Below are 24,566 nucleotides of genomic sequence, written 5' to 3' on the forward strand. Positions count from 1 at the left end.
GTAACCTCCAAATAGATACAAGTAAAAAAGATATATGCGAAAGAAAGCATGAAGCTAGCCTTATCTGGATAGTAAAGGAATGTACGAAAAAATAACATACTTTAGTTGCTTAGGTACAAAAAAGAGATAAGTGAAATGATGGAGGATAAAGTTATGGCAATAATAGAATTTCCAAAAGATATGAGATGGGGAGCTGCTACTGCTGCATATCAAATAGAAGGTGCAGCAAATGAAGGTGGGCGAGGACCATCTATTTGGGACACATTTTCACATACACCAGGCAAAGTGAGAAATGGTGATAATGGTGATGTTGCCTGTGATAGCTACCATCGATATCAAGAGGATATTAAATTAATGAAAGAGTTAGGAATAGATGTATATCGTTTTTCAGTGTCATGGCCACGTATTTTCCCATCTGGAACAGGGGAAGTAAATCAAGAGGGGTTACAATTCTACCATAATTTTGTGGATGCTTTATTAGAAAATGGTATTGAACCAATGTGTACTCTTTATCATTGGGATCTTCCTCAAGCCCTTCAAGAAGACGATGGATGGAACAATCGTTTTACGGTAGATGCTTTTGCAAATTATGCTGAGCTAATGTTTAAGGAATTTAATGGGAAAATAAAAAAATGGATCACAATCAATGAGCCTTGGTGTGTAGCATTTCTATCTAATTTCATCGGTGCACATGCGCCAGGTAATCAAGATCTTCAACTAGCTACAACCATTTCACACCATTTATTACTTGCTCATGGAAAAGCAGTAACTCGTTTTAGAGAATTAGGTGTTGACGGAGAAATTGGTTATGCACCTAATTTAGAATGGGTTGAACCTTTTAGCGATAAGCAAGAAGATATTGATGCTTGTAATAGAGGAATGGGCTTTTTTATTGAATGGTTTTTTGATCCAGTTTATAAAGGTAGTTATCCAAAATTTATGGTTGAGTGGTTTGAGAACAAAGGTGTAACACTTGCTATTGAAGACGGTGATATGGAATCGATTCATCAGCCAATCGATTTTGTCGGGATAAATTATTATACTGGTAGTGTTGGAAGATATAAAAAAGATGAAGATTTATTTGATTTAGAAAAAATCGATATTGGCTATGAAAAAACTGATTTTGATTGGAATATTTATCCTGAAGGATTTTATAAGGCATTAACCAAGATAAAGGATCAATATGGTTCGATTCCAATTTATATAACTGAAAATGGTGCTTGCTATAATGATGGTGTAGAAAACGGTAGAGTAAAAGATCAACGCAGGATTGACTATTTAAAACAGCATTTAACTTCTTTGAAAAGAAGTATGGACTCAGGTGTTAATATAAAAGGTTATTTAACCTGGTCATTACTCGACAACTTTGAATGGGCTGAAGGATACGGCAAACGATTTGGCATCATCCATGTCGATTTCAATACGTTGGAGAGAACAAAAAAGGATAGCTATTATTGGTATAAACAAACGATTAAGAATGGCTGGTTTGATATGTTTTACTAAGGAATAAATCCCTTATGAAGGATAAATCTTCATAAGGGATGATACTTTCGGATTTTAGTCTTTGAATTTGCATTAAGTTAAGTCAATTTTTTGTGTACTATTTTACTTTATAAAGAAAGCGGTTACATCTATATGTAGGTAAAATGGAAATAGGGGAGACATTTTTAATGGGGCTAGACAAACGGAATAATCAATTTTCAAAGATAAAGGGAAAAAACAGGAAACAAATGAATGAAACTAAGAAGAGTGATCGCATAAAAGTTACTGTTGGAAAAAAGATATTTCATGTTTTTGCAATTATTTTTCTATTGATTGCTGGAATTAGTGGATATACATTATATGGTATGAGCAACATAAATAAAAAGTCAATAGAAATTGAAGAAGTATGGCTTCCTACTGTCCATAATTTAGGGGAAATGCGATTTTATGTAGAACAAGTTGTAGCCTATCAATTGTTCTATGCGAATGCAAAATCGATTGGAGAAATGGATGATTTTGAAGGACGTTTGGAATCAATATTTGAAGAATTAGATAAATTATTTGTAAAGTATGAATCAGGTTCGCTCACTGATGAGGAGAAGCAGGTTTACAAAAACTTTCAAATAGAATGGGATTCATATTTGCAGGTACACGAAGAGGTACTTGTTTTATCTAGGAATGTTGAACTAGAAGCTGCAAGTGAAATGATTAAAAATTCACGTAAACAAATTGAAGTAGTTGAAAGTTATTTGAACGACCTTGTTGAAATAAATCAAAAACGTGCTAGTGCAGCAGGTGAAGCTGGAAATGAAATTGTCTCAGAGACAATTACTTTGTCAATCGTATTGCTTGTTTTTGCATTAGTAGCTTCAATAATTATGGGTATCATCTTAACTAGAAATATTTCACGTCCGCTCTCAGTCATTTCTCGAAGTGTAAAACAAGTTGCTGAGGGCAATTTAACCACCGAACCAATCATCATAAAAAACAAGGATGAAATTGGCACTCTAGCTACGGATTTTAATGTAATGTCCGAAAAATTAAAAACATTGATCTTAAAAGTTATTGAGAATTCCCAATTAGTTGCAGCTACATCTGAAGAACTCTCAGCTAGTTCAGATCAAACAAAGAAGGCAACAGAACAGATTTCGATTTCGATTCAAGAGGTATCAACTGGAACTGAGAATCAAGTATCAAGCACTACACATGCAAGCTCAGTTGGTATGGCAATTTCAAAAGAGATGGAAGAGGTCTATTCTGTCATCCTCAGAGTTGCAGACTTAACCGAGATCGCAGATCAACACACAACCTTAGGGCAAAAAATCGTCACGAACACAATCGCTCAAATGAGTGATGTTCAAACCAAAGTACAACTAACTTCTAAAGCAGTCAATTCCTTAGGTGAGAAATCAAAAGAAATTGGCCAAATTGTATTATTAATTACTGATATAGCGAATCAAACGAATCTTCTTGCACTTAATGCAGCAATAGAAGCATCACGTGCAGGTGAACAAGGACGTGGTTTTGCTGTTGTTGCCAATGAGGTGCGCAAGCTTGCAGAGCAATCAGGACTGGCTGCCAATGACATTAAAAACATAGTGACGCAAATTCAAGAAGAAGCTGTAAATTCAGTTAACACGATGGCAAAAGGTGCTAGTGCTGTTGATATAGGACTTTCAATGGTGAATAAAACAGGTGAAACATTCAATGAAATCTTACAAATGATAGAAGAAGTCGCATCACAATCTCAAAATGCTACGATAATTATCGAGCAGGTCAAAACGAGTTTAAGTCAAATGGTAAAAATTGTAGAAGACATCGCTAATATATCGGTTCAAACAGCAGGGAACTCAGAAGAAGTTGCAGCCTCAGCTGAAGAGCAGAACGCATCAATGGAGGAAATAGCATTATCTTCTGATGCATTAAGTCAAAAGGCATTAGACTTACAAAGTCATGTTCAAAGGTTTAAAGTATAAAGTATATAGTTTGTAAATCACTCATTACTATCAATAGCATGCCTCCGTATTTAACTACTTACTCAAACATTTCGGAGGTGTGAGAATTTCTATTCAGAAGTATCTTCTCGCTCCTCTAGGACAATTAAAGGATCGAAACACTTAATGGCGCTAAAGTCTGCGGGGTTTATTATCAGACCTTCATCTGTTACTGTTACAAATTCTACCTCATAAATTTCTCCTGGACGAATGCTATTTATACTGTCATCCCATAGCCTTTTATTTGGCCGTAACAAACGTAAAGTAATACACCCTGTTACACTGTCTAACTTGATTACCTTAAAAAAGATCGTTACAAAGCAGTTTTTATTACCTATTTTCCCCCATGTGAAAAAGGGATCTCCCCTTTTAGTTTGTAAAATGAATGGAATGGTCATACATGCTGGTGGATCAATAAGTTTACATGACTTACGAAGGTACTCTGCTTTGTCCTGTGAACATTTGATTTTCTCTAGTGCCCTCCAAATACAGGAATTGGAAAATTCATTCCTCTCATTTATGTTTTCGACCACTTTTAACCCACCTTTTTGGATTTATTTATACTAAGAACCTGTAAAAACATACGCAAAATATAGGGGAATAAAAATTATGCAATATCGCAGCTTATATAAAACAGTCTATGGGGACAATAGTGATATGTACCCGGCATTTACCTAATCTAAAGGCACATTTTTACATAGTGAACTTCACTCTCCTCCAAAAGGTATGTCAACATTACTGTCTTCGTGTTGCCTTTAGTCCATTGAGGAGTGTTCTAGTTCATATGGAGCTGACCGTGCACTTGCTCTTATATTCAGCAATACATAGAATAGATTTGTCTGTATATGTGAATATTAAAAAAACAGGTACATGTTTAGACGTTAAAACAGTATTGTAAATTGAAATAAAGGTTCATCACTAGAATAAAATGAATAGGAAGCATTAATATGACGTCAAAAACAGAAGCACTATTATGGAGTATTGCACTTCCAGGATTTGCACAATTACTAAATAAAAAAATTGTAAAAGGGTTAGTTTTTATTTTTCTAGAGTTCCTTATTAATGTAAACAGTCATTTTAATTTAGGAATTAGAGCTAGCTTCCTTGGTGAAATTGAGCAAGCCATACAAATTATAGATTTCCAATGGTTAATGTTTTATCCCTGTGTCTATATGTTTGCGATGTGGGATGCTTTTAAGGATGCAGAAGGGGAATCATCTCCGTATTCATTTCTTCCATTTGTTTTTGGGGCATATTTTGTAACAGTTGGCCTAATGTACTCAACTGTTTTTAAAATAAATGGAGTGCTATTGGGACCGATTTGGTTACCGATTCTTTCGTTAATTCCTGGATTGTTATTGGGCTATTTAATATGGGCCTTGATATTCTGGTTCAAGAGGGGGAAGAAAAGTGGAAAGAGAATGAAAAAATAAATCGTCAGTAGGTTTCGATAGAATGATCTTTAATAATTTATCCAATATACCCTAATAAAACCAATCCCTTTATCGTATTATTATTTGAAGGAAATTGGTTTTTTTTGATCTATTTAGGGAAAACATTCATTAATGTTTATTAAATATACTAACCATTTGCTTTAGTTGGAGTTTGATTAACTCATTCCCTTTAGCTTCTTTTTATAGGATAATTGGTATATCGATCGATTGGGATAAGAGTTGAGGGTTTTATCAGTGTGTCACAACTTGAATGAAATTTCTTTTTGGTGTTTAGGAAACTTTTAATTTACTATACTGTGGATAAGCAAGTGATATCAAAGCACCAGCAGTCCGACGGCAAGGGAGAGCGACTGATAAAGGCTTTTGTGCTTTTATTCTTATAATAAGTTTTACGTTTACATAATCGTTTGTAATGATCGCAGGGAGGAAAATATGATAAATGAAAACCAGCTAGTTCATAAAACATTTTATGAGACTTTTTTAACAAATACTAATCAGACACTACCTGCCCAAGTTCTTGGTCAAGTCTATTTTGAGGAACAAAATAAAGAGGATAGTTTTGATTTATCCTATATTCGTTTTGCGCAAGGGGAACTTTATTTTCAATATCAGGATTTTGAAGCAGCTATTTTTAAATGGGAAAACATTAAAAATGAGCTAGAACCATGGGCAATTAAGAATATAGGAGATGCTTATTACGAACTTGGAATTCTTTCAACAGCTGAGGATAAATATACTTCTATAGAAGTGGAAGATAGTACCTTGAATGTAGAAGTGAGTCTTCGTCTATTTTCACTTTATAATGAAAGAAATAAGCTGGATGATGCTTATAAAACAATTAGTAACGCAATACATATCAATCCGGATTATCCTCTCGTAACCAAGATTGCTAGAGAGTTTTATGAAGAAAATAATGATTATGAACAGGCAGTTAAGCTTGCAGTTAAAGAATCAATTCGTACGGAACGAGAAGAATGGTTTTTAATCCTCATCACTTATGTAAAAGAAGGATATACTAGCCAGTTTCCACCGGAGTTTTTTGCTGAAGCGCTCCTCACTTTTTATGAAGTTAGTAAACCAGAATTTACGCAATTTATTGAAGCTCTATGGATTAGCTACAAGAATAAAGAGTCCTATTTACCGTGGTTAAGAACAGTAAATGATTTGTTTTTTTCAGTTGATGTCGAAAGTGATGATCACTGGGAACAAACAGTTGAAATATTTGAGCGCTCATTTTTCGAATTAACAAATGGATCATATTATTTAAATGACCTTCATGATGTTGTCCCTAACTTATTAGCTAATTGGCTAAAGCTCTCCAGTCTAGATGATGGTTTATTGCCATCAGCCACTGTCCTAGCATGGAATGAAATTTTTCCGGGTACCGTTCTCCCTGATGCTATTTATAAAGCAGAATCGATTATTTTTGATGCGGAAAATGGACAGGGTGGTTTAGAAACTGCTCTTCAGCTTTTTAACACGATAAGTGGGTGGGCAGGTAATCATTCAATAGAGGTTGGTTATAAAGTAAAGTGGTGGTTAGATGAGCTGACCAATCCGCAGATTCAAAATCACTTTTTACTGGCAGGGAAGTCAGGAAGCGGTAAAACTACATTTATCCATTCATTATTAGGTGACCAAATTTTCAAAGGAACTACTTCAGATTTTGTGATTCTTCATGATGATGACGAGATAGTAATGAACCAAATTACAAATTCTGGTCAACAATCAATCAATAGTCACCGTGAATTGGTTGAAGCTATGCAAGATGATAATATTAACCTTTATCAAGTTAATCGACCATGTATTCTATTACACGAGCACAAGTGTGCAGTCATTGATACACCGCCAATCAATGGTAATGAAGAAAAAAGAAATGAATTATTTGATGCCTTGCTTCTAGCGGATGGTCTGCTGTACATCCTGGATGGAGCAACTCCATTTACAGAAAATGAATACGATGCTCTTTGTCAAATAAAGAAGTTTGCACCAGACTTAAAGGTTCACTTTATCTTAAACAAAGTAGATTTAGTTGCTAGTGATGCTGATACGGAAGAACGTACTTCAGAAATAAAGTCACAAATTTCAGCGATCTTTTCTGATGCAGAAATCTTACCATACTCATCATTACATCCATTTAGTCAGCAATACAACAAGTTAAATTCTTATTTATCGACACAGTTCCCTTATAATATGAAGGAAAAACAAGATAAACGTACAGCGAAGATATTGACTTTAATACGTAAGATGCTGACTAGTTTACTTCAGAAACGAGTAGAGATGGAAAAAGGTTTAGTTGACTCGATTCAATGGAATGAAGAGCTATTAGGACGTCTAAATGGATTTAAACATAAATTATCTGATCTTAACCAAGAAAAAGCAGTAGCTATTTTAACAGCATACAGACAACTGATCAAAGAGAGCAAAGAAGAACTTAAGTTAACAATTCCTAAGCTAATAAAAGAGAGTTCAGAACTTATTAAAGAGGATAGTGATTTTAAACAAATTCATATTACTTTAAATGAAAGCATGAATGTTAAAGTACAAGAGTATATTGAACAAAATTTGCTCCCTACAGTATGTGACCGATTAGAAAATTGGATCTTACTATCCAATGATGAATTGTTAGACAGCCAATCCTATTTATTAGAGATGAAGGATAGTTTTAATGAAATCTACCAACGAGAAAAACTCTTTCTAAATTGTGAGTTTACAATTTTAGAAGATTGGCGTCGAGATATTCAGCGGATGACAGGAAGAATTCATTATGAAAAAGAAAATATTATGCTTAAAAACAAACCGGCACAACTATTGTTAAAAAGTGCAGGTAAACTATTTGGTGCCGTGAATCAAAATAAGCAAATGCTCGTGAACCAATATAAAAAATATATAGATAATGAATCGTATAACGAAGTTACGAGTTCAATTTCAACCAAATTATTCCTTCCTTTTGAATTATTTGAAAAGGGTATAAAACAAGATATTTCATCATTCTTTAATGACCCTATTCTAGAAGTAAATCATACAATTCTTGAAACGGAAACGATTATTGAAAATGAAAAGCAGGGGTTAAGCGATATGAAAGCGAGCCCTGAAGTATTTTATGATCCTTTGAAATTATTTGAGGTGAATTTACTTCAGCAGGAATTTATTCTTCAAGCAAAAAAGGAATATAGTCGTAGCCGATAGGAGAAGGGCTGAATTTTTACGGGAGATAAAATCTCTTGTGAAAGTTCAGTCTTTTTTTTATAGATACGGCTATATCATTTTTGCGCAGTTTGGTGAAAACATCTTAAAATACTATTTTTTAATCTTAAAGAGTATAATTGGGGTAAATTGTAGATGACTTGATCAAGGAGACTAACTATAGATGAGAAAAGATTATCAACCTATTATGAAACGAATGATGATTGGATTATTGATCTTGGTGATTTTGGCCTTTATTCCAACTCCATTTTATCTTTATCAACCAGGTCCGATTGAGGATCTGGAGCCAAAGGTTACTGTGAAAGGTGGACATAAAAATGAACAGGGTAGCTTTAATTTAACGACTGTTTTATCCGTAAAAGCTGTCAATCCTTATATATTAGCCTACGGACTAATAGCACCCCACACAGAAATAATGAAGACAGAAGATGTAAAAGGTGATTTATCTGATAAAGAATATACAACCTTATTAAATTTCATGATGAAGGATTCACAACAGAATGCATTAGTTGCGGGTTTTAGTGAAGCAGGTGAATCTGTGGATATTGACTATCATGGAATTTTTGTCAGATCAATTTTACCTGATTCGCCGGCAAAAAAGTTACTAAACGTAGGTGACTTGATTACTAGTATTGACGGGGAAAAAATGACAGAAGTTGCCGATTTTATCTCCTACATAGAAGAAAATAAAATGGTTGGTGACACTGTAAATTTAACAATTAAACGTGACGATATAGAAATAGTGAGAGAAGTTGAAATGATTTCCTTGGATGACTCTTCAAATAGGGTAGGGATCGGAATTTCCCCTGATGAAGGATTCACTGCTAAGGTTTCAAAAGAGGTTAAAATTAATAGTGAAGATATCGGTGGTCCATCCGCAGGACTTATGTTTTCATTAGAAATCTATAATCAACTGACACCAGAAGATTTGACAAAAGGGTTTAAAATTGCGGGAACTGGGACGATTGACCATAACGGTAATGTCGGTCAAATTGGTGGAATTGAACATAAAATTACTGCAGCTCATAAAGAAGGTGCAGATGTCTTTTTTACTCCCAAAGACATAACTGCCATTGATATGAATGAGAAAAGTGTTAAGTCAGAAGTCAAAGAAAATAATTATCACATAGATGTTGTTCCAGTTGCTACGCTAGCAGAAGCAATTGATTATTTAAAAAATGTAAAAGTGAATAAATAGAGAGTTTAGATCATTTAAAAGTGAAAAAATACGTTTAGTAATTTAAAATGTTGGGTAAAAAATAGAATACCGTATCCCCCAGATACAACCTATATGAAAAATCAGAAAACCTCTGTAAAGGAGGTTTTTCTGCGTTTGTTGCAATAGAGTGTGGTGAATTCTATTTAGATGATTAACAGGTGGATTAATACTTCGAAAAACGGGGGTCAATCCACATCCACGCAACAAATCATTACTCATTCTTAAATAATTTAATCCATAAAATAGCGTTCAAAGAATCATCTTTGAACGCTATTACCAACTATAGTAAAGACAAATAGAAATTTAATTTGTAAACATTCGCCGTACGCATCAGATTATTTCGAAACATCTTGTTCAACAGAAAGAGGTTCAGGTTTTGCACATGTGCTTTTCATTTTATAATGTGCATGATTGTCGGATGAATCATGGAAGGCATGCATTGCTTCTAGAACATGGTAGGTTAATTCTCCGTTTGCCCGGTAAGTACTGCTTCCATTTAAAATTGATTTTGCCATATCTGCAACGCCCAAGCCTCTACTATTTTGGGCGTAACCATATGATAGTGGAACCTCGATAAATTCCTTTTCATCACGTTTTCTAATGCGGACAGGACCTCCAAATGTATTTGGATCCGGAACAAGTAAAGTACCTTCGCTTCCGTAGATTTCCATAGGTGGAAGAGTTGTCCCGCCGAAAGCATCAAAGCTAGTTGTAATTGTCCCAATTGCTCCTGATGAGAAATCTATGATTCCTGATATATGCGTAGGGGTAGAGACTGGTATCTTCGTGCCTTTCTTTGGTTCGCTTGTGACAGTTCTTTCTGAGTAGCTTATGCGTGTACTACCAGCTATACGATCGATTGGTCCTAGTAGTGATACTAGAGCAGTTAAGTAATAGGGTCCCATATCAAACATTGGACCACCACCAATGTCATAATAAAAGCCAGGGTCTGGATGCCAATGTTCATGACCACGATTGATCATGAATGCAGATGCACCGATCGGTTGACCAATCTCTCCTTGTTCGATTAGATGGATTGCTGTTTGAATACCAGCACCTAAAAAGGTATCAGGTGCACTTCCAACTAAGAGATTATGTTTTTTTGCCGTTTCTAGAATTTGTTGACCTTCTTCACGAGAAACAGCAAGCGGTTTTTCTGTGTAGACATGCTTTCCGGCTTCAAGTGCTTGGATACAAACAGTTGCATGTGCTTTTGGAATGGTTAGATTAATGATTAATTCAATTTCAGAATCTTCAAGTAGCTCTTGTACTGAACAGGCTTTAGGTAAGCCATATTTCGTTGCTTGAGCTTGTGCACGCTGTTCATCTAAATCAGCACATGCAACAAGTTCTAGATGATCAAAGTTTCTGCAATTTTCCATGTAGATTGAACTAATATTTCCACAACCTACGATACCAATTTTAAGTTTTTTCAAAGTGGAATCCTCCTGTTTTCACTGAGTTAATCGCATGTTTTAGCGTAAGTAGTAGTTGTTAATGAATATAAGTTTAATAGCAGCTATCTTCATCTCAAGCGGCTTGAATAATGTCATTCTATTAAGTTTTTAACAAATTTTATTTGTTTCTTTCTTGTTCACCCTATATTACGACGTTCTTTATTGACTATCTCCCATACCTGAGTAGACACGGTCATGTTCATTACTAGCGATTGCCAATTTTTCCGCACGAGTTTTTCCATCTGCTGCCCATAAGAATCCACGACGCATCATAAGTGAAACCTCAGGCATCGAGATAATATTTGCTTGATGTCCTAAAGCATTATAAAATACATTTCCTTTGCCCCAACGTTTTGTCCAAACGACAGGCATATCAACAGCTTTGTTTGCAGCATGTGGACCATCAACTACCGGGAAACGTGTCGTTGCTAACACTTCTACTGCTGGGTCAACATGAAGATAATATTGCTCACTCATTACTTTAAAATCTGAGAATCCTTCTAATAGAGGACTTGTTGAATGTTTTATATTCACCATATATTCAACTCCGTCATTACCGGGATGTGCAACCCAATTTCCACCAGTCATAAATTGCCAGTCAACGTTGTTTCGGAAGGAGTCACACATACCACCGTGACAACCAGCCAATCCTACACCGTTCATAACAGCTTCCGTAATATTCAAAACATACTTCTTCTCGATCTCACCCATTGTCCAGTGAGGAACGATTAAATCTAAAGATTTAAGCTTCTCAGGGTCTGAATAGGCTTCAAGTGAATGAGAAACCTCGACGTTGAAGTTTTCTTCCTCCAGAATTCCTTTAAAAATATTTGCGATTTGCTCTGGCTCATGACCATCCCAGCCACCCCATACAATCAATGCTTGTTTATTCATTTTAAGACACTCCTTTTTATAATGAGATAAATAGTAGATTAACTGTTTTAGTGAAGGTTATATGTTTTTATTAGTTTAGTATCTAGCCCCAGTCGTGATCGGCTCGGTGGAAAAAAACTAAACTTTATTTTCCTAAGGCATAAGCCCATCCATACAGAAAGCTCAAGAGCAACACAACCCTCCAGCCGGATCGCCTTATGCTTTATCTTTCTTAAATGCTGTTTTCGCACAGATTGTTGTTTTTCGTAATAAGTAAATCGTTACGAATTCAGTATATCTTCGTGCTCTTTTCGTTAAATTACTCTGATATACCTCTAGAGATCACTTCAATTTAGATCATAAAAATCCAAAAGCCGATTTTTATACGTACTAGAGCAACAAACTTTTAGAAAAGAGCCTTCTTAAACATCAGATATTTTAATCCACTGTCGTTTTGCTATTGATAAATCAACCGCTTCCAAAACTTCTTGACATTTAACGCCATCGCGGAAATTTGGTACAGGCTGACGATCTTCACGGAAAGCTTCCATTAGCTCAACCATTTCATGAATGAATGTGTGCTCATAACCGATAGTATGTCCTGGAGGCCACCAATTTTCTGCAAAGGCATGAGCTGGATCGGTTGCAAGCACTCGACGGAATCCTTGGACATCATCACGATCATCATTAAAATAAACCTGTAATTCATTCATTCTTTCAAAGTCGAATTTGACACTACCTTTACTACCGTTTATTTCAAAAGAGTTCGTACAGCGATGTCCAGAAGCGTATCGTGTTGCTTCAAAACTACCTAAGGCACCATTTTGAAAACGTGCTAAAAATAAAGTTGCATCATCTACTGTCACTTCACCCTTTTCTGCATTTTCACTACCAGTTGCAGATAGTCCTGTCATATTTGTAGGGATCGGTCGTTCTTTAATAAATGTATCACTCATTCCTATAACCTCATCTATGTCACCAATTAGATAGTGAGACATATCAATAAGATGCGCTCCTAAATCTCCATGAGAACCAGATCCTGCAATTTCCTTTTGTAATCTCCATGCTAGTGGGAAGTTAGGGTCAACAAGCCAATCCTGTAAAAACCAACCACGGAAATGATAAATATCTCCTAATTTACCCTCATCAATAAGTTTTTTTGCTAGCATGACGGCAGGAGCGAAGCGGTAATTAAAGCCAACCATATGTTTTACTCCTGCAGCTTCAACGACTTCAAGCATTTCTCTTGAGTCCTCTAGTGTAAGCGCTAACGGTTTTTCGCAGAAAATATGCTTGCCTGCTTGTGCTGCAGCAATTGTAATTTCTTTATGTACGTCACTTGGTGCATTTATATCAATTAGATCAATGTCTTCTCTTTGAAGGAGATGTTTCCAGTCAGTCGTATATTCTTCCCACCCAAATTGTTTTGCGGCTTCAGCTACAGCATTAGGATTTCGACCACAAATTACTTTCATCTCAGGGATTAATGTATTTGGGAAAAAGAGAGGAAGGTCTCGATAAGCATGACTATGTGCTTTACCCATAAATTTGTACCCGATCATACCAACTTTGATTGATTCCATTAATTATCCCCATTTCTAGTATTATTTTTTTGTAGCATTCTCAAAGACTTGGGTTTTCATTAACTCTCTAACTAATTATTTTGCTAATCCTTTTCTCATGAATTTACTTATCGTAAAGTAGTAGAAGACGCTCTTTCCATAAACTTCACGGCTAGTCGTTCGCTGATGACACTGTTATCGGTTTCATAATCATTAGATATGAGTTGGATAACTCTTTCGGCTGCTAAATAACCCATTTCGAAAAGTGGTACTTTAACTGTACTAAGTGGTGGAGATGTCATTCTAGTTATTTCTGAATCATCATACCCGATTAATGCATAGTCACGCCCAGCTTGAAAGCCCTGTATATTCAAGGCCTGCATCAACCCTATAGCCATTCGATCATTTGCAGCATAAACAGCATGAATATCCTTTAGTAAAGGGGCAATAACATTAGCAACTTGAAAACCACTTTTCCTGCTGTAGTTTCCTCGAAAAATGAATTCTTCTTTTGGTTCCTTACCTGCTTGAATAAGAGCTTCCATATATCCCTGCAAACGTTCCGTGCTATTAGAAAATTCATGTGGTCCATTTAAAAAGATAACTTTTTCATGCCCCTTATTTAATAGTGATTTAACGGCTGTTAAACTACCACTAAAATGATCTGCATCAATAGAATGAAAGGAAGCTTCGGTAAAGGTCTGGTTAAGTAGACAATAAGGTAAATTCAATTGATGGAGTTGTCCTAGTGCTTCAATTTCACCAGGGATATTCTTAGATCCGAGAATGAGACATCCATCAACCCTTTGGGAGCGAAAAAGTTGAACATAGTCTCTTGGCTCATTGGGCGATTGGAATAGCAAGAGTAAACCGTATCCCATATCTCCAAGCTTTGCACCAATGCCACTTACTAGCTCTGAAAAATAGTGTGTAGACATCAAATTAACTTTCGGCAAATAAGGAACAATCACCCCAATATTATTGCTTTTCCCTCGTGCAAAGCTTTGGGCAATTGCATTTGGTAGATAATTTAACTCTTCTGCTGCACTTATTACCTTTTGTTTTGTTTCCTCACGTAATGGACCAATGTTATTAAAAACTCGGGAAACTGTAGCTTCTGAAACTCCAGCCAATTTCGCAACATCTTTCCTATTAGCTAATGTATTCACCTCCATTCAAAATATGTACACGCGTACATTTTCTCTTGTTTTGAATGCGTTGTCAATTGAAAATTCAATAATTTAGGCTCTTTTCAAAAAGTTTCATACTCACTATAATTTAATTGATCATCTTAAAAGATAGGTAAATACGTTCTTTATTTTTTCCGTTCTTATTTTTATAATAAGGTAGGCGTAATATGAATTGATGATGTTTTCTAGGTTAAACTATGTAAAGATCTCAATGTAATGTAACAGAAACATGAAATGAAGGGTTGTAAGCAGAAACATGAATAGTAGCGAGAAGAAATGGGGATTGTATTTAGCAATCTTTTTAATGGTTTTACTTATTGTGGTAATGGTGCCAACAGGTTCTAATGAGCTTTCAGTTCATTCTTCGGGTTCACATCCAACTGTTTTTATAGCAGGGGATTCAACCGTCCAGACATATGATGAACGGTGGAAACCAAAAGCAGGTTGGGGACAAATGATACCTGGGAACTTCAACTTAGACATACGTTTTAAAAATTATGCAATAAGTGGAAGAAGCTCAAAGTCATTCATTAATGAAGGCAGATTAGATCAGATATTAAGTAAAATAGAATCAAATGATTACCTACTCATACAATTTGGTCATAACGATGCAAAAAAACACCGATCAGATTTATATACAACAGTTCCAGAGTATAAACAGTATTTAGAGAAATATATTACTGGTGCTCGAATGCATGGGGCAACACCAATACTTATTACACCGATGGGACGTCGAGAATATATAGAAGAAACAGAAAAATTCACGATCAGTTTTCCTAACTATGTGCAAGGAATGAAGGAAGTTGCTGAAGAAATGGATGTAGCTTTAATTGATTTAAGTTCGATGAGTGTTGCTCTATATGACAAAAAAGGTCCAGGTGGGACGTTATCAATGTTCCTACATACAAAACCAGGTGAATATAAAGCATTTCCAGAAGGGGTAAACGATGATACCCATTTTCAAGAGTACGGTGCCAAACAAATGGCCCGTTTGGTGACAAATGGAGTTAAGGAACTTGATAATACTCTATCATCGTATGTGAAAGATTTAGAATATAAACACTCTAAGTAAGTGACAAATCAAGTAGAAACAAAATTTTTTTGAGTTAAGGTTTACATGTCGGTAGAAGGGGTATTAAAACAGTGACAGTATCTCCCCTGATACTTCCTATATGAAAAACAAGAAAGCCCCCATAGTAATGGGGGCTTTCCATTTCATTTAAAAAAACTCAATATATATGACGATAGGACTAATTATCATAATAGTATTGCAATTTAAAATAGACCGTTTTATACTTATAAATGTAATCGGTTACATTGTAATTGAATGACATAATGGATAGTCATCAAGAGGGAGTATAGTAAACATGGTAAAAATGATTGATGTGGCGAAGGTAGCAAATGTCTCATCTGCTACTGTTTCAAGGGTTTTGCGAAATCCTGAGACAGTAAAAGAAACTACTAGAAAGAAAGTGCTCGATGTCATTCAGGAACTTAATTATCAACCAAATATCCTAGCACGTAATTTACGTAGAAATGAAACCAATACCATTCTTGTAGTAGTACCTAATATCTTGAATACTGTTTTTTCAGGTATTATTGAAGGGATTGAAGCGGAAGCAGCAGGAAATGGATATCGAGTTCTTTTGGCGAATACAAATAATAATGTAGAAAATGAATTTGGATTAATTGAGCTCTTAAAACAAAAACAAACAGATGGTATGATTTTGTTTTCAGCAAAGATGGAGTCACAAGTACTGCTTGATTTAAGTGAAAACTACCCAATCGTTCTTACAACAGCATATATTGATGGATTAAAGGTACCTACTGTTTCAATTGATAATATTAGTAGTAGCCGCCGAGCTGTTGAACATTTAATCAAACTAGGACACACAAGAATTGCGCATATTTCTGGTCCTATTGAATTTTCGAGCTCAAGGGATCGTTACAAAGGATATCAACAGGCAATGATACATAATGATTTAGAGATTGATAGTTTACTTGTTCAAGAAGGGGACTTTTCTTTAGAATCAGGATATAACCAGATGATGAAGTTTCTAGCAATGGAAAACCCACCATCTGCTATTTTTTCAGCTAATGATGAAATGGCTATGGGAGTGGTAAAGGCAGCTAAAGAACATGGAATACAAGTACCTGATGAGATAGCAGTTGTTGGTTTTGATAATATCAGTTTTTCATCTATTTTCGAACCATCATTAACGACAATTTCACAACCGTTGTATAAAATGGGGCAGCTTTCAATGAAACTACTCATGCAGCAAATTAAAGGGGTGCCTCTAGACAAAACACAATATATTTTAGATAGTGAGTTAATTGTTCGAGAATCATGTGGTGATATTGTAAAGCAGTAACTAACTACTGTTTTGCGACATTTATTGTAATCGATTACATTACAAGGAGGTGATCCCTACTTAAATCGACAGTTTTGTTGGATTTTTTGAAATCGATTACATTTTAAAAGGGTAATTACTATTCACGTTTGTGACTCAACTAGAAAAAACAAATACTAAGAAAGCAACAATTAACTAAGAATCAGGGGGATGAAGATGAAGAAGTTAATTTCAATTTTGAGTATTTTTTCTATCTTATTTTTGGCTGCATGTGGACTAAATGGAGGAAGTTCATCCAATCAATCATCTGGAGAAACTAAGGATGACAAGGTAACGTCTGGTGATGAGAAGAAGGTACTAGAATACTGGTACATTGATACAGGTGAAAAAGAGAAAGTTTATTTAGAAGCCGTTGATCGATTTAAGGAAAAACATCCAGATGTTGAAGTGAAAACTCTTCAAGTTCCAAATGATGCTTATAAACAAAAGCTTTCGGTTGCGATGTCCGGGGACGAAGCTCCAGATGTTTTTCACAGTTGGGGCGGTGGATGGCTGAAAAACTTTGCTGATGAGGATAAAATTTTAGATCTTACTGATGTAACAGATAAAACACATTTTAATGAGCTTGCCCTTGATAATTCAACGTATGATGAAAAAGTATATGGCCTTCCTTTAAGTTTATCGATTGATGTTGTTTTTTATAATAAAGAAATTTTTGATAAGTTTGACTTAACAGCACCAAAGACTTATGAAGATTGGTTAACAGTTATAGATACATTAAATGAAAATGATGTAATTCCAATTGCCTTAGCAAATCAAACAAAATGGCCAGGTGCATATTTCTTAATGAACTTTGCAAGTCGAATTGCTGGACCTGAGTTATTTGAAAGTGCCTTAAATCGAGAAGGAAGAAGCTTCGATGATCCTGCATACGTTCAAGCTGGTGAGTATCTTCAGGAGTTAGTTGAAAAGGATGCATTCAATCCTGGATTTAATGGAGTTCCTTATGATGAGGGACAAGGAAGACAATTACTCTATTCTGGTCAAGCTGCCATGATGGATATGACAATATCCTTCTTGAATAACGTGAGACAGGAAAAGCCTGAGTTTGAAGAAAAACTTGATTTCTTCTTATTCCCAACTGTTCCAGGTGGAAAAGGAGATCAAACACATGTGGGTGCTGCAACTGGTCCAGTATGGTCTGTATCAAAATCAAGCGAACAGTCTGAACTAGCGATTGACTTGATTAATGAGTTAACTAGCACAGAAACAGCGCAAAACTATACTGACCGTACAGGTACACTTACAGCAGTTAAGGATATTGTGCCAGCAGATGAATTTACAAAACGGTTTTACGATGTTGTAAAAAATGCAACTCATTTACAGATGCCATATGATCAAACACTGCCACCAGAACTTGCAGAATTGCATAAGGATACAACCCAGGCAATCTTCGGGTTAGATATGACACCTGAAGAGGCAGCACAGTCGATGGAAGCGAAAGCAAAAGAGGAATTAGAGTAAATATATAAAGGGGGAAGGAAAGCTTCCCTCATTTAACTATCTATCTATGATGAAGGTAGGTGTCTACAGTCCTCTTACTTCAAACAATAAGGAGGGTATGGTGTGGAAACACAAACAGAAGTAGCTAAATCAAGAATAGGTGTAAAAACAGTTTCCAGAATGAAAAACAAAAAAATGAGGAGTGCAATTACAATTGGACTATTTGTTGCTCCAGCACTAATTGTTTATTCCATCTATGTGTTATTTCCGATTATATCTACTTTCATGTACAGCTTTTACGAGTGGGATGGCATGGGTGTTGGAGAATTTGTAGGAATGCAGAATTACATAAACCTTTTTAAAGATGCAGTATTTTTGACAGCTTTAAAAAATAATACTTGGGTTGTATTAACATCCGTTTTTGCACAAATTCCTTTAGGGTTAATCATGGCCCTTATGTTGTTTGCTCCAATTAAAGGAATTAAGTTCTTCAGTAGTATTTACTTTTTTCCATTCCTTATTTCCACAGTTGCGGTGGGTTTATTGTGGGTTTTAATGTATGACCCTATTAATGGAATCATTAATCAGGTTATTAATTTGTTTGGATTTGAAAATGTACCTTGGTTAAGTGAAGCAAATACTGCATTATTTGCAGTATTGATGGTAATTGTATGGCAGTTTGCCCCATTCTATATGATTCTTTTTAAGGCAGCGATTGTTGGTATACCAGAAGAATTATATGAAGCAGCTGATATAGATGGAGCAAATTCGGTTACTAAGTTTTTCCGTATTACCCTTCCGTTATTAATGCCAACCATTGTCAGTTCATCCATTTTGGCAGTTGTAGGCTCATTAAAGTCCTTTGATATTTTTTATATTATGACAGCTGGAGGGCCAAACCACGGTACAGAGCTTTTAGGTACGTATATGTTTAAACAAGCATTTATTAATTTCAATATGGGATATGCAAGTGCCATTGCTTTTTTGATGTTTTTCTTGGCACTCTCAGTAACAATCCTGATACAACTAATGGATTATATTCGTAAAAAGAGAGGAGCTTACGTATGAGTGGATTTAAAAAAATACCTCTTTATGTGGTAGCTATTTTACTGCTAATCTATACAGGATTCCCCTTTGTATATATGATTTCAACAGCTTTACGAACACAGAGTAATTTTTTTGAGAATCCATTTGCTTTGTTTTCTTCTATTAACTTTGAAAACTTCCAATCTGTTTTTGAAATGGGATTAACAAGCTATTTTCTAAATAGTATGTGGGTCTCGACTGTTGCGGTGTTTGCGGTGATGATCATCGCCTCATTAGCAAGCTATCCATTAAGTAGAATGAAATTTAAAATGAATAAAGTTTTGTTTTTATTGTTTATCTCTGGGATGATGCTACCAATTCATGCAACATTAATACCGATTTTTAAGCTTTCACAAAGTATGGGAGTCTTTGATACATTTTGGGCGTTATTAGGTCCTTATATTGCCTTTGCATTACCAATTTCAGTGTTCATTTTGACTCAATTCATGCAAGACATCCCTAAGTCGCTAGAGGAAGCAGCTAAAATGGATGGATGTAATCATTTTGGGATCTTTTGGAGAGTCATCCTCCCAATGATGACACCTGCTTTAATGACTGTATTAATCTATAACTTTATCCATCTATGGAATGAATTTATTTTCGCTCTTGTTTTAATATCTAGTCCCGAGAAAATGACTTTGCCACTAGGACTTCAGGATTTTAAAGGGGAATTCTCCGTCAATATTCCTGGACTGATGGCTGCTTTAACCTTAGCGAGTTTACCAATACTGGTGGTATACCTGTTTTCACAAGATAAAGTAGTAAAGGGTCTCGCAGGTGGAGCAGTGAAAGAATAGTTCACAATGAATAAATAGTCTACCATTTTCACAAAAAAATGAATAAGAACCTACTATATATTTAAGGAGACATGATACATGCATAAAATGAAAGTTGGGGTTATAGGTTGTGGAAGTATTGCGAGAAAACGTCATTTAATTGAATATTGGGCAAATAAAAGTGCAGAAATTACTGCAGTTTGTGATATTGATGAAAGGCGAGCAAATGACATGGCTGAAAAATACGGTGCGAAAGCTTTTACATGCTTTGAAGATTTACTGAAACTAGAAGAAATTGATGCTATCAGTATTTGTTTGCCTAATGACCTTCATGCGCCTGTATCAATCGCTGCCTTGAATGCAGGGAAACATGTGCTTTGTGAAAAGCCAATGGCGACATCGTTAGAGGAAGCAGAAGAAATGATAAACATAGCCGAGAAAAATAAAAAAACATTAATGATTGCTCACAACCAACGATTTGTTACTTCCCATCAAAAAGCAAAACAATTAATTGATAGTGGAGAGCTAGGTAAAGTCTATAGCTTTCGTACATCTTTTGGTCATCCAGGCCCTGAAGGATGGAGTATTGATGGTAGAGCAAGTTGGTTTTTTAATAAAGAACAAGCTGTAATAGGAGCTCTAGGAGATCTTGGTGTACATAAATCAGATCTAATTCGTTACTTGTTAGGAGAAGTTTCAGAAGTAGGCGCATTTGTAGAAACAAGTGCAAAGGATGATACAGAAGTAGATGACAATGCGGTAGTGATCTTAAAGATGGAGTCAGGTGTAATCGGGACAATTGCTGCAAGCTGGTCATATATAGCCAGCGATAATTCGACAGTTATATATGGTGAAAATGCTATCTTAAGATTAGAAGATGACCCTGACTATTCACTTGTCGTTCAGTATAAAAATGGCGAGGTTGTAAAATATGAGCTCGATAAGATTCAAACAAATGATCCAGGAGGACAATCCAATTCCCGTGTTATCGATCATTTCATTGAGTCGATTTTAGCGAATATTGCCCCACTCATAACAGGGGAAGAAGGAAAGAAATCCCTAGAAGTTATTTTAGCTGCACTAGATTCAATGGAATCGAAACGAATCATGAATTTGAGTGCTTTACCTGTACGAAGTTGATTCGTTATAATTACATAAAATCTAGGCAGGTGCATGAATCAGTCATGCGCCTGTTTTTATTAATGTTGGAAATGGTTTCGAAAGGTTATTTTTTGTTTTATAGTCAATACATGAGTGAGTATAGATGATATTGGATAGAATTTGGACAATTAAATAAGAGAGATGGACAATAAAAGGAACATTTTTGCCAATAAAACCTCAAAGTCAGATACGTTATGTTTTTCCACTTCTGGTCAAATGAGCCTCCCTTTGAAAAATCTTAAGAAATTCTTCATTTTTCCCCTACCTTTAAATTAAGAACTCATGCTTATACTAAGAGTAATCCAAGAATCATCATCATGATATACTTTGGAAAGGAGGAGAGAGCGATGAATAATTACGTAGTATTAGTTGTTGATGACGATAAAGAAATCCGAGATGGAATTGAAATATATTTGAAAAATGAAGGAATGACAGTGTTAACTGCTCAGGATGGTGTGGAAGCAATAGAACGGCTGAATGAGAAAGAAGTCCATTTAATTCTTTTGGATATTATGATGCCGAGATTAGATGGTATCGCCACGACCTTTAAAATAAGAGAGAAGAAAAATATTCCGATTATTATTTTAAGCGCTAAAAGTGAGGATACAGATAAAATCTTAGGGTTACAAGTTGGTGCGGATGATTATGTGACAAAGCCTTTTAACCCGCTAGAACTTATTGCAAGGGTGAAATCTCAGCTAAGAAGATATGTGAAGCTAGGCCCTTTTGAAGGAATAAACAAAACGATTGATTTAAACGGTCTGACCATTGATCAATTAGCCAAGGCTGTAGCTGTTAATGGCGAAGCAGTAAAATTAACACCGATTGAATATAAAATTGTTGAATTGCTTATGGTAAACGCTGGTCGAGTGTTCTCTATCTCTGAAATTTACGAAAAGGTCTGGAAAGAACCTTGCTACAATGCCGATAATACCGTAGCTGTACATATTCGTAAGATTAGAGAGAAAATTGAAATCGACCCTAAAAATCCAAGATATTTAAAGGTGGTATGGGGCATTGGATACAAAATGGAAAAATAGAATAATTATTATTACTTGGCTTGTCTTATTTACATTCGGATTAAGTGGGCTATTGACTGCACTTGAAAATAATCATGAATATGTAAAACAGTCATATTTTAAAACAACTTATTATGAAGATAACGTATCACAACTTCTAGACTATATTGATGCTTATGAAATTTCTTACCAATCAAAAGAAGACTTAAAAAAGTCCCTTACAGTTACAAAAGATGAGATTGAAGAATACCGTTATCGCTATGGTGATCTTACAGAGCAAGTAACGAGTATAGAAGAGCAATATCGATCTAGAATTGATGAAGCAGTAGCAAATGATAAACAGAGTATAGCGGATGTATATATTAAAGAAAGAAATAGTAAAATTGAAGACATCACGAAAAACTTTGAAAGTGATGAATATACTGAAGACAAAGTGTTAAAGGAAAAAGAAAAAAAGATAGACGAATATTCAAAACAATTAGAGGCTTATCGAAATGATTATGAACAATCATATAAAGAAGCGTTTGTTTTTTTTCTTCAAAATACAACGACAAAAGAAGTTTATACTAATTTACCAATAGATGATAAGAAATCATTAAATAATTATATAAATAAAGATAATACGCTATTTTTACAAGAATACCCGACTAAAGGTCAAGATTATTTAAGAATTCAGGAACACTCCCTTGTCCCTGAATATGAGAATCTCCTTGAATTAAAACCTGATTCAAACAGTTTATACGAAGGTAAAATAGCCGTTTTAAAAGATGCAAATAATTCTAATTTTATCATTGAAAGTTATCAAGATTATAATACCAAGCGTGTTATTTTTTGGGTGTATACATTAACTGCGCTTTTATCCTTAGTTAGCAGTCTAATATTAGGGAAGAAAATAAAAATCCTTAACAGAATTAAATCGAATAAATGGAGTGAATTATACAATAAGGTCCCAATCGATGCGGCTCTGGTTTTATTTGTAATATCCTTCCTATTTACGATAATTTTACTAGATGATGCTCCATATCATTATTCCTTTTATCTAAGAGATATACTGGAAAATTCGATAAGGTTAATTTTAGTTGTTGGTTTCACACTTCTTCAAGGTATTTACTTGTATCCGAGGTTAAAGGAACTGCCTCAAAATAAAGGGGTCTGGAAACGCACTTGGCTCGGCTTATTTATAAATATGATAAGAGATGCCTTCCTAAATCGAACGATTGGAACACAAGTTTTCCTTATTTTATCTATTGTATTTGCGTTAGGTGTAGGGACATTACTTATTATCGTTCAACCTTTTTTCCTACTTCTCTATATTCCTGCATTCTTTCTTATAGGGTTACCATTATTTCTACTAATCATAAAAAAGGTTGGATCCTTTAACAAAATAATAAAAAACGCCAGTGCCTTAGCAAATGGAAATTTTGAACCTGACTTAAAAATTAAGGGGAATTCCGTATTAGCAAGACTTGCAGAGGATATTAATGTCATGAAACATGGCGTAAAAACTTCGCTTAATGCACAAGCAAAAAGCGAACGATTAAAAACGGAATTAATTACAAATGTAAGCCATGATTTACGGACACCTTTAACATCGATCATAACTTATTCTGAATTGTTAAAAAGTCCGGAATTAGCTGAAGATGAACGCAACTCTTATATAGAAATAATTGATCGTAAATCAAAACGCTTAAAAGTGTTAATTGATGATTTATTTGAAGCATCAAAGATGGCAAGTGGGAATATTGAATTAACAAAGGCAAAAGTAGATATTGTACAGCTACTCCAACAATCTTTAGCTGAATATGACCAAGAAATCCAAACTGCACAAGTACAATTTCGTGTGGCAAATACCGAAACGGCACTATATGCATTTGTAGATGGTCAAAAGCTATGGCGGGTTTTTGATAATTTGATCGGGAATATCATTAAGTACTCTTTAGAACAGACACGTGCTTATATTAATCTTAAAGAAGAAAATGGCCATGTGATCCTTACCTTTAAAAATGTTTCTAAGTATGAGCTTAGTGGTGATGGTGAAGAACTATTTGAACGCTTTAAGAGGGGTGACACATCACGCCATACAGAGGGTTCAGGACTTGGGCTAGCTATAGCGAAATCAATCGTTGATTTGCATAATGGTACGTTAGACATTGAGGTAGATGGAGATCTCTTCAAGGTAACGGTTGTATTAGAAAAGATGAGCGCAGAATAATGAAAACACCCTGATGGAAT

At 35.1% G+C, this 24,566-nt stretch carries 18 protein-coding genes; 13 read left to right on the forward strand and 5 right to left on the reverse strand.

The features are described 5' to 3' along the window. The first annotated feature begins 153 nt into the window (after positions 1-153). Both AC6CHR_RS03830 and AC6CHR_RS03835 read left to right on the forward strand, forming a co-directional pair. Positions 154-1,503 (forward strand): GH1 family beta-glucosidase, encoded by a 1,350-nt coding sequence (locus AC6CHR_RS03830; RefSeq protein WP_498247161.1) that lies wholly within the window; start codon positions 154-156, stop codon positions 1,501-1,503. Between the two features lie 143 nt (positions 1,504-1,646). Continuing rightward, positions 1,647-3,458 carry a methyl-accepting chemotaxis protein gene (locus tag AC6CHR_RS03835; RefSeq protein ID WP_498247162.1) on the forward strand — a complete coding sequence of 604 codons (1,812 nt, stop codon included), beginning with the start codon at positions 1,647-1,649 and terminating at the stop codon, positions 3,456-3,458. An 89-nt stretch (positions 3,459-3,547) separates the two neighbouring features. Here the strand turns inward: AC6CHR_RS03835 and AC6CHR_RS03840 are convergent, their stop codons facing one another. Further along, positions 3,548-4,009 (reverse strand): CotY/CotZ family spore coat protein, encoded by a 462-nt coding sequence (locus tag AC6CHR_RS03840; RefSeq protein WP_498247163.1) that lies wholly within the window; start codon positions 4,007-4,009, stop codon positions 3,548-3,550. Positions 4,010-4,423: 414 nt separating this feature from the next. Here AC6CHR_RS03840 and AC6CHR_RS03845 point away from each other — a divergent pair, with 414 nt between their 5' ends. From AC6CHR_RS03845 to AC6CHR_RS03855, 3 genes are all read left to right on the forward strand, one after another. After that, positions 4,424-4,909 (forward strand): hypothetical protein, encoded by a 486-nt coding sequence (locus tag AC6CHR_RS03845; RefSeq protein WP_498247164.1) that lies wholly within the window; start codon positions 4,424-4,426, stop codon positions 4,907-4,909. A gap of 453 nt (positions 4,910-5,362) precedes the next feature. Further along, positions 5,363-8,119, forward strand: coding sequence for a GTPase domain-containing protein (locus AC6CHR_RS03850; protein ID WP_498247165.1), 2,757 nt, complete (start codon positions 5,363-5,365; stop codon positions 8,117-8,119). A gap of 181 nt (positions 8,120-8,300) precedes the next feature. Beyond that, entirely contained in the window at positions 8,301-9,335 is a 1,035-nt protein-coding gene (locus AC6CHR_RS03855) for a SepM family pheromone-processing serine protease (RefSeq protein ID WP_498247166.1), read from the forward strand. A gap of 356 nt (positions 9,336-9,691) precedes the next feature. On the opposite strand, the gene AC6CHR_RS03860 is transcribed toward AC6CHR_RS03855, so the two are convergent. From AC6CHR_RS03860 to AC6CHR_RS03875, 4 genes are all read right to left on the reverse strand, one after another. Then, positions 9,692-10,792, reverse strand: a complete 1,101-nt coding sequence (locus AC6CHR_RS03860) for a Gfo/Idh/MocA family protein (RefSeq protein ID WP_498247167.1) — start codon at positions 10,790-10,792, stop codon at positions 9,692-9,694. A 180-nt stretch (positions 10,793-10,972) separates the two neighbouring features. Beyond that, positions 10,973-11,707, reverse strand: a complete 735-nt coding sequence (locus AC6CHR_RS03865) for a ThuA domain-containing protein (RefSeq protein ID WP_498247168.1) — start codon at positions 11,705-11,707, stop codon at positions 10,973-10,975. A gap of 401 nt (positions 11,708-12,108) precedes the next feature. Beyond that, the gene (locus tag AC6CHR_RS03870) at positions 12,109-13,269 is read right to left on the reverse strand and encodes a Gfo/Idh/MocA family protein (protein WP_498247169.1); all 1,161 of its coding nucleotides are present in this window, start codon (positions 13,267-13,269) and stop codon (positions 12,109-12,111) included. 107 nt (positions 13,270-13,376) lie between these two features. Beyond that, positions 13,377-14,423, reverse strand: coding sequence for a LacI family DNA-binding transcriptional regulator (locus tag AC6CHR_RS03875; protein WP_498247170.1), 1,047 nt, complete (start codon positions 14,421-14,423; stop codon positions 13,377-13,379). Between the two features lie 271 nt (positions 14,424-14,694). On the opposite strand from AC6CHR_RS03875, the gene AC6CHR_RS03880 reads away from it, so the two are divergent. The 8 genes from AC6CHR_RS03880 (at position 14,695) to AC6CHR_RS03915 (ending at position 24,546) form a co-directional block, all read left to right on the forward strand. After that, positions 14,695-15,510: a rhamnogalacturonan acetylesterase gene (locus AC6CHR_RS03880; RefSeq protein ID WP_498247171.1), complete on the forward strand. Its 816-nt coding sequence runs from the start codon at positions 14,695-14,697 to the stop codon at positions 15,508-15,510. A gap of 295 nt (positions 15,511-15,805) precedes the next feature. Continuing rightward, positions 15,806-16,810, forward strand: coding sequence for a LacI family DNA-binding transcriptional regulator (locus AC6CHR_RS03885; protein ID WP_498247172.1), 1,005 nt, complete (start codon positions 15,806-15,808; stop codon positions 16,808-16,810). A 195-nt stretch (positions 16,811-17,005) separates the two neighbouring features. After that, positions 17,006-18,313: an extracellular solute-binding protein gene (locus tag AC6CHR_RS03890; RefSeq protein WP_498247173.1), complete on the forward strand. Its 1,308-nt coding sequence runs from the start codon at positions 17,006-17,008 to the stop codon at positions 18,311-18,313. A 102-nt stretch (positions 18,314-18,415) separates the two neighbouring features. After that, positions 18,416-19,360: a carbohydrate ABC transporter permease gene (locus AC6CHR_RS03895; RefSeq protein ID WP_498247174.1), complete on the forward strand. Its 945-nt coding sequence runs from the start codon at positions 18,416-18,418 to the stop codon at positions 19,358-19,360. Beyond that, positions 19,357-20,175 carry a carbohydrate ABC transporter permease gene (locus tag AC6CHR_RS03900; RefSeq protein ID WP_498247175.1) on the forward strand — a complete coding sequence of 273 codons (819 nt, stop codon included), beginning with the start codon at positions 19,357-19,359 and terminating at the stop codon, positions 20,173-20,175. Before AC6CHR_RS03895 ends, AC6CHR_RS03900 begins: the two co-directional genes overlap by 4 nt. A gap of 78 nt (positions 20,176-20,253) precedes the next feature. Then, entirely contained in the window at positions 20,254-21,294 is a 1,041-nt protein-coding gene (locus AC6CHR_RS03905) for a Gfo/Idh/MocA family protein (protein ID WP_498247176.1), read from the forward strand. Between the two features lie 368 nt (positions 21,295-21,662). Beyond that, positions 21,663-22,355: a response regulator transcription factor gene (locus AC6CHR_RS03910; protein ID WP_498247178.1), complete on the forward strand. Its 693-nt coding sequence runs from the start codon at positions 21,663-21,665 to the stop codon at positions 22,353-22,355. Further along, entirely contained in the window at positions 22,333-24,546 is a 2,214-nt protein-coding gene (locus AC6CHR_RS03915; protein ID WP_498247179.1) for a sensor histidine kinase, read from the forward strand. Before AC6CHR_RS03910 ends, AC6CHR_RS03915 begins: the two co-directional genes overlap by 23 nt. The last annotated feature ends 20 nt before the right edge of the window (positions 24,547-24,566 follow it).

The organism is Metabacillus sp. GQ13 (assembly GCF_059758525.1).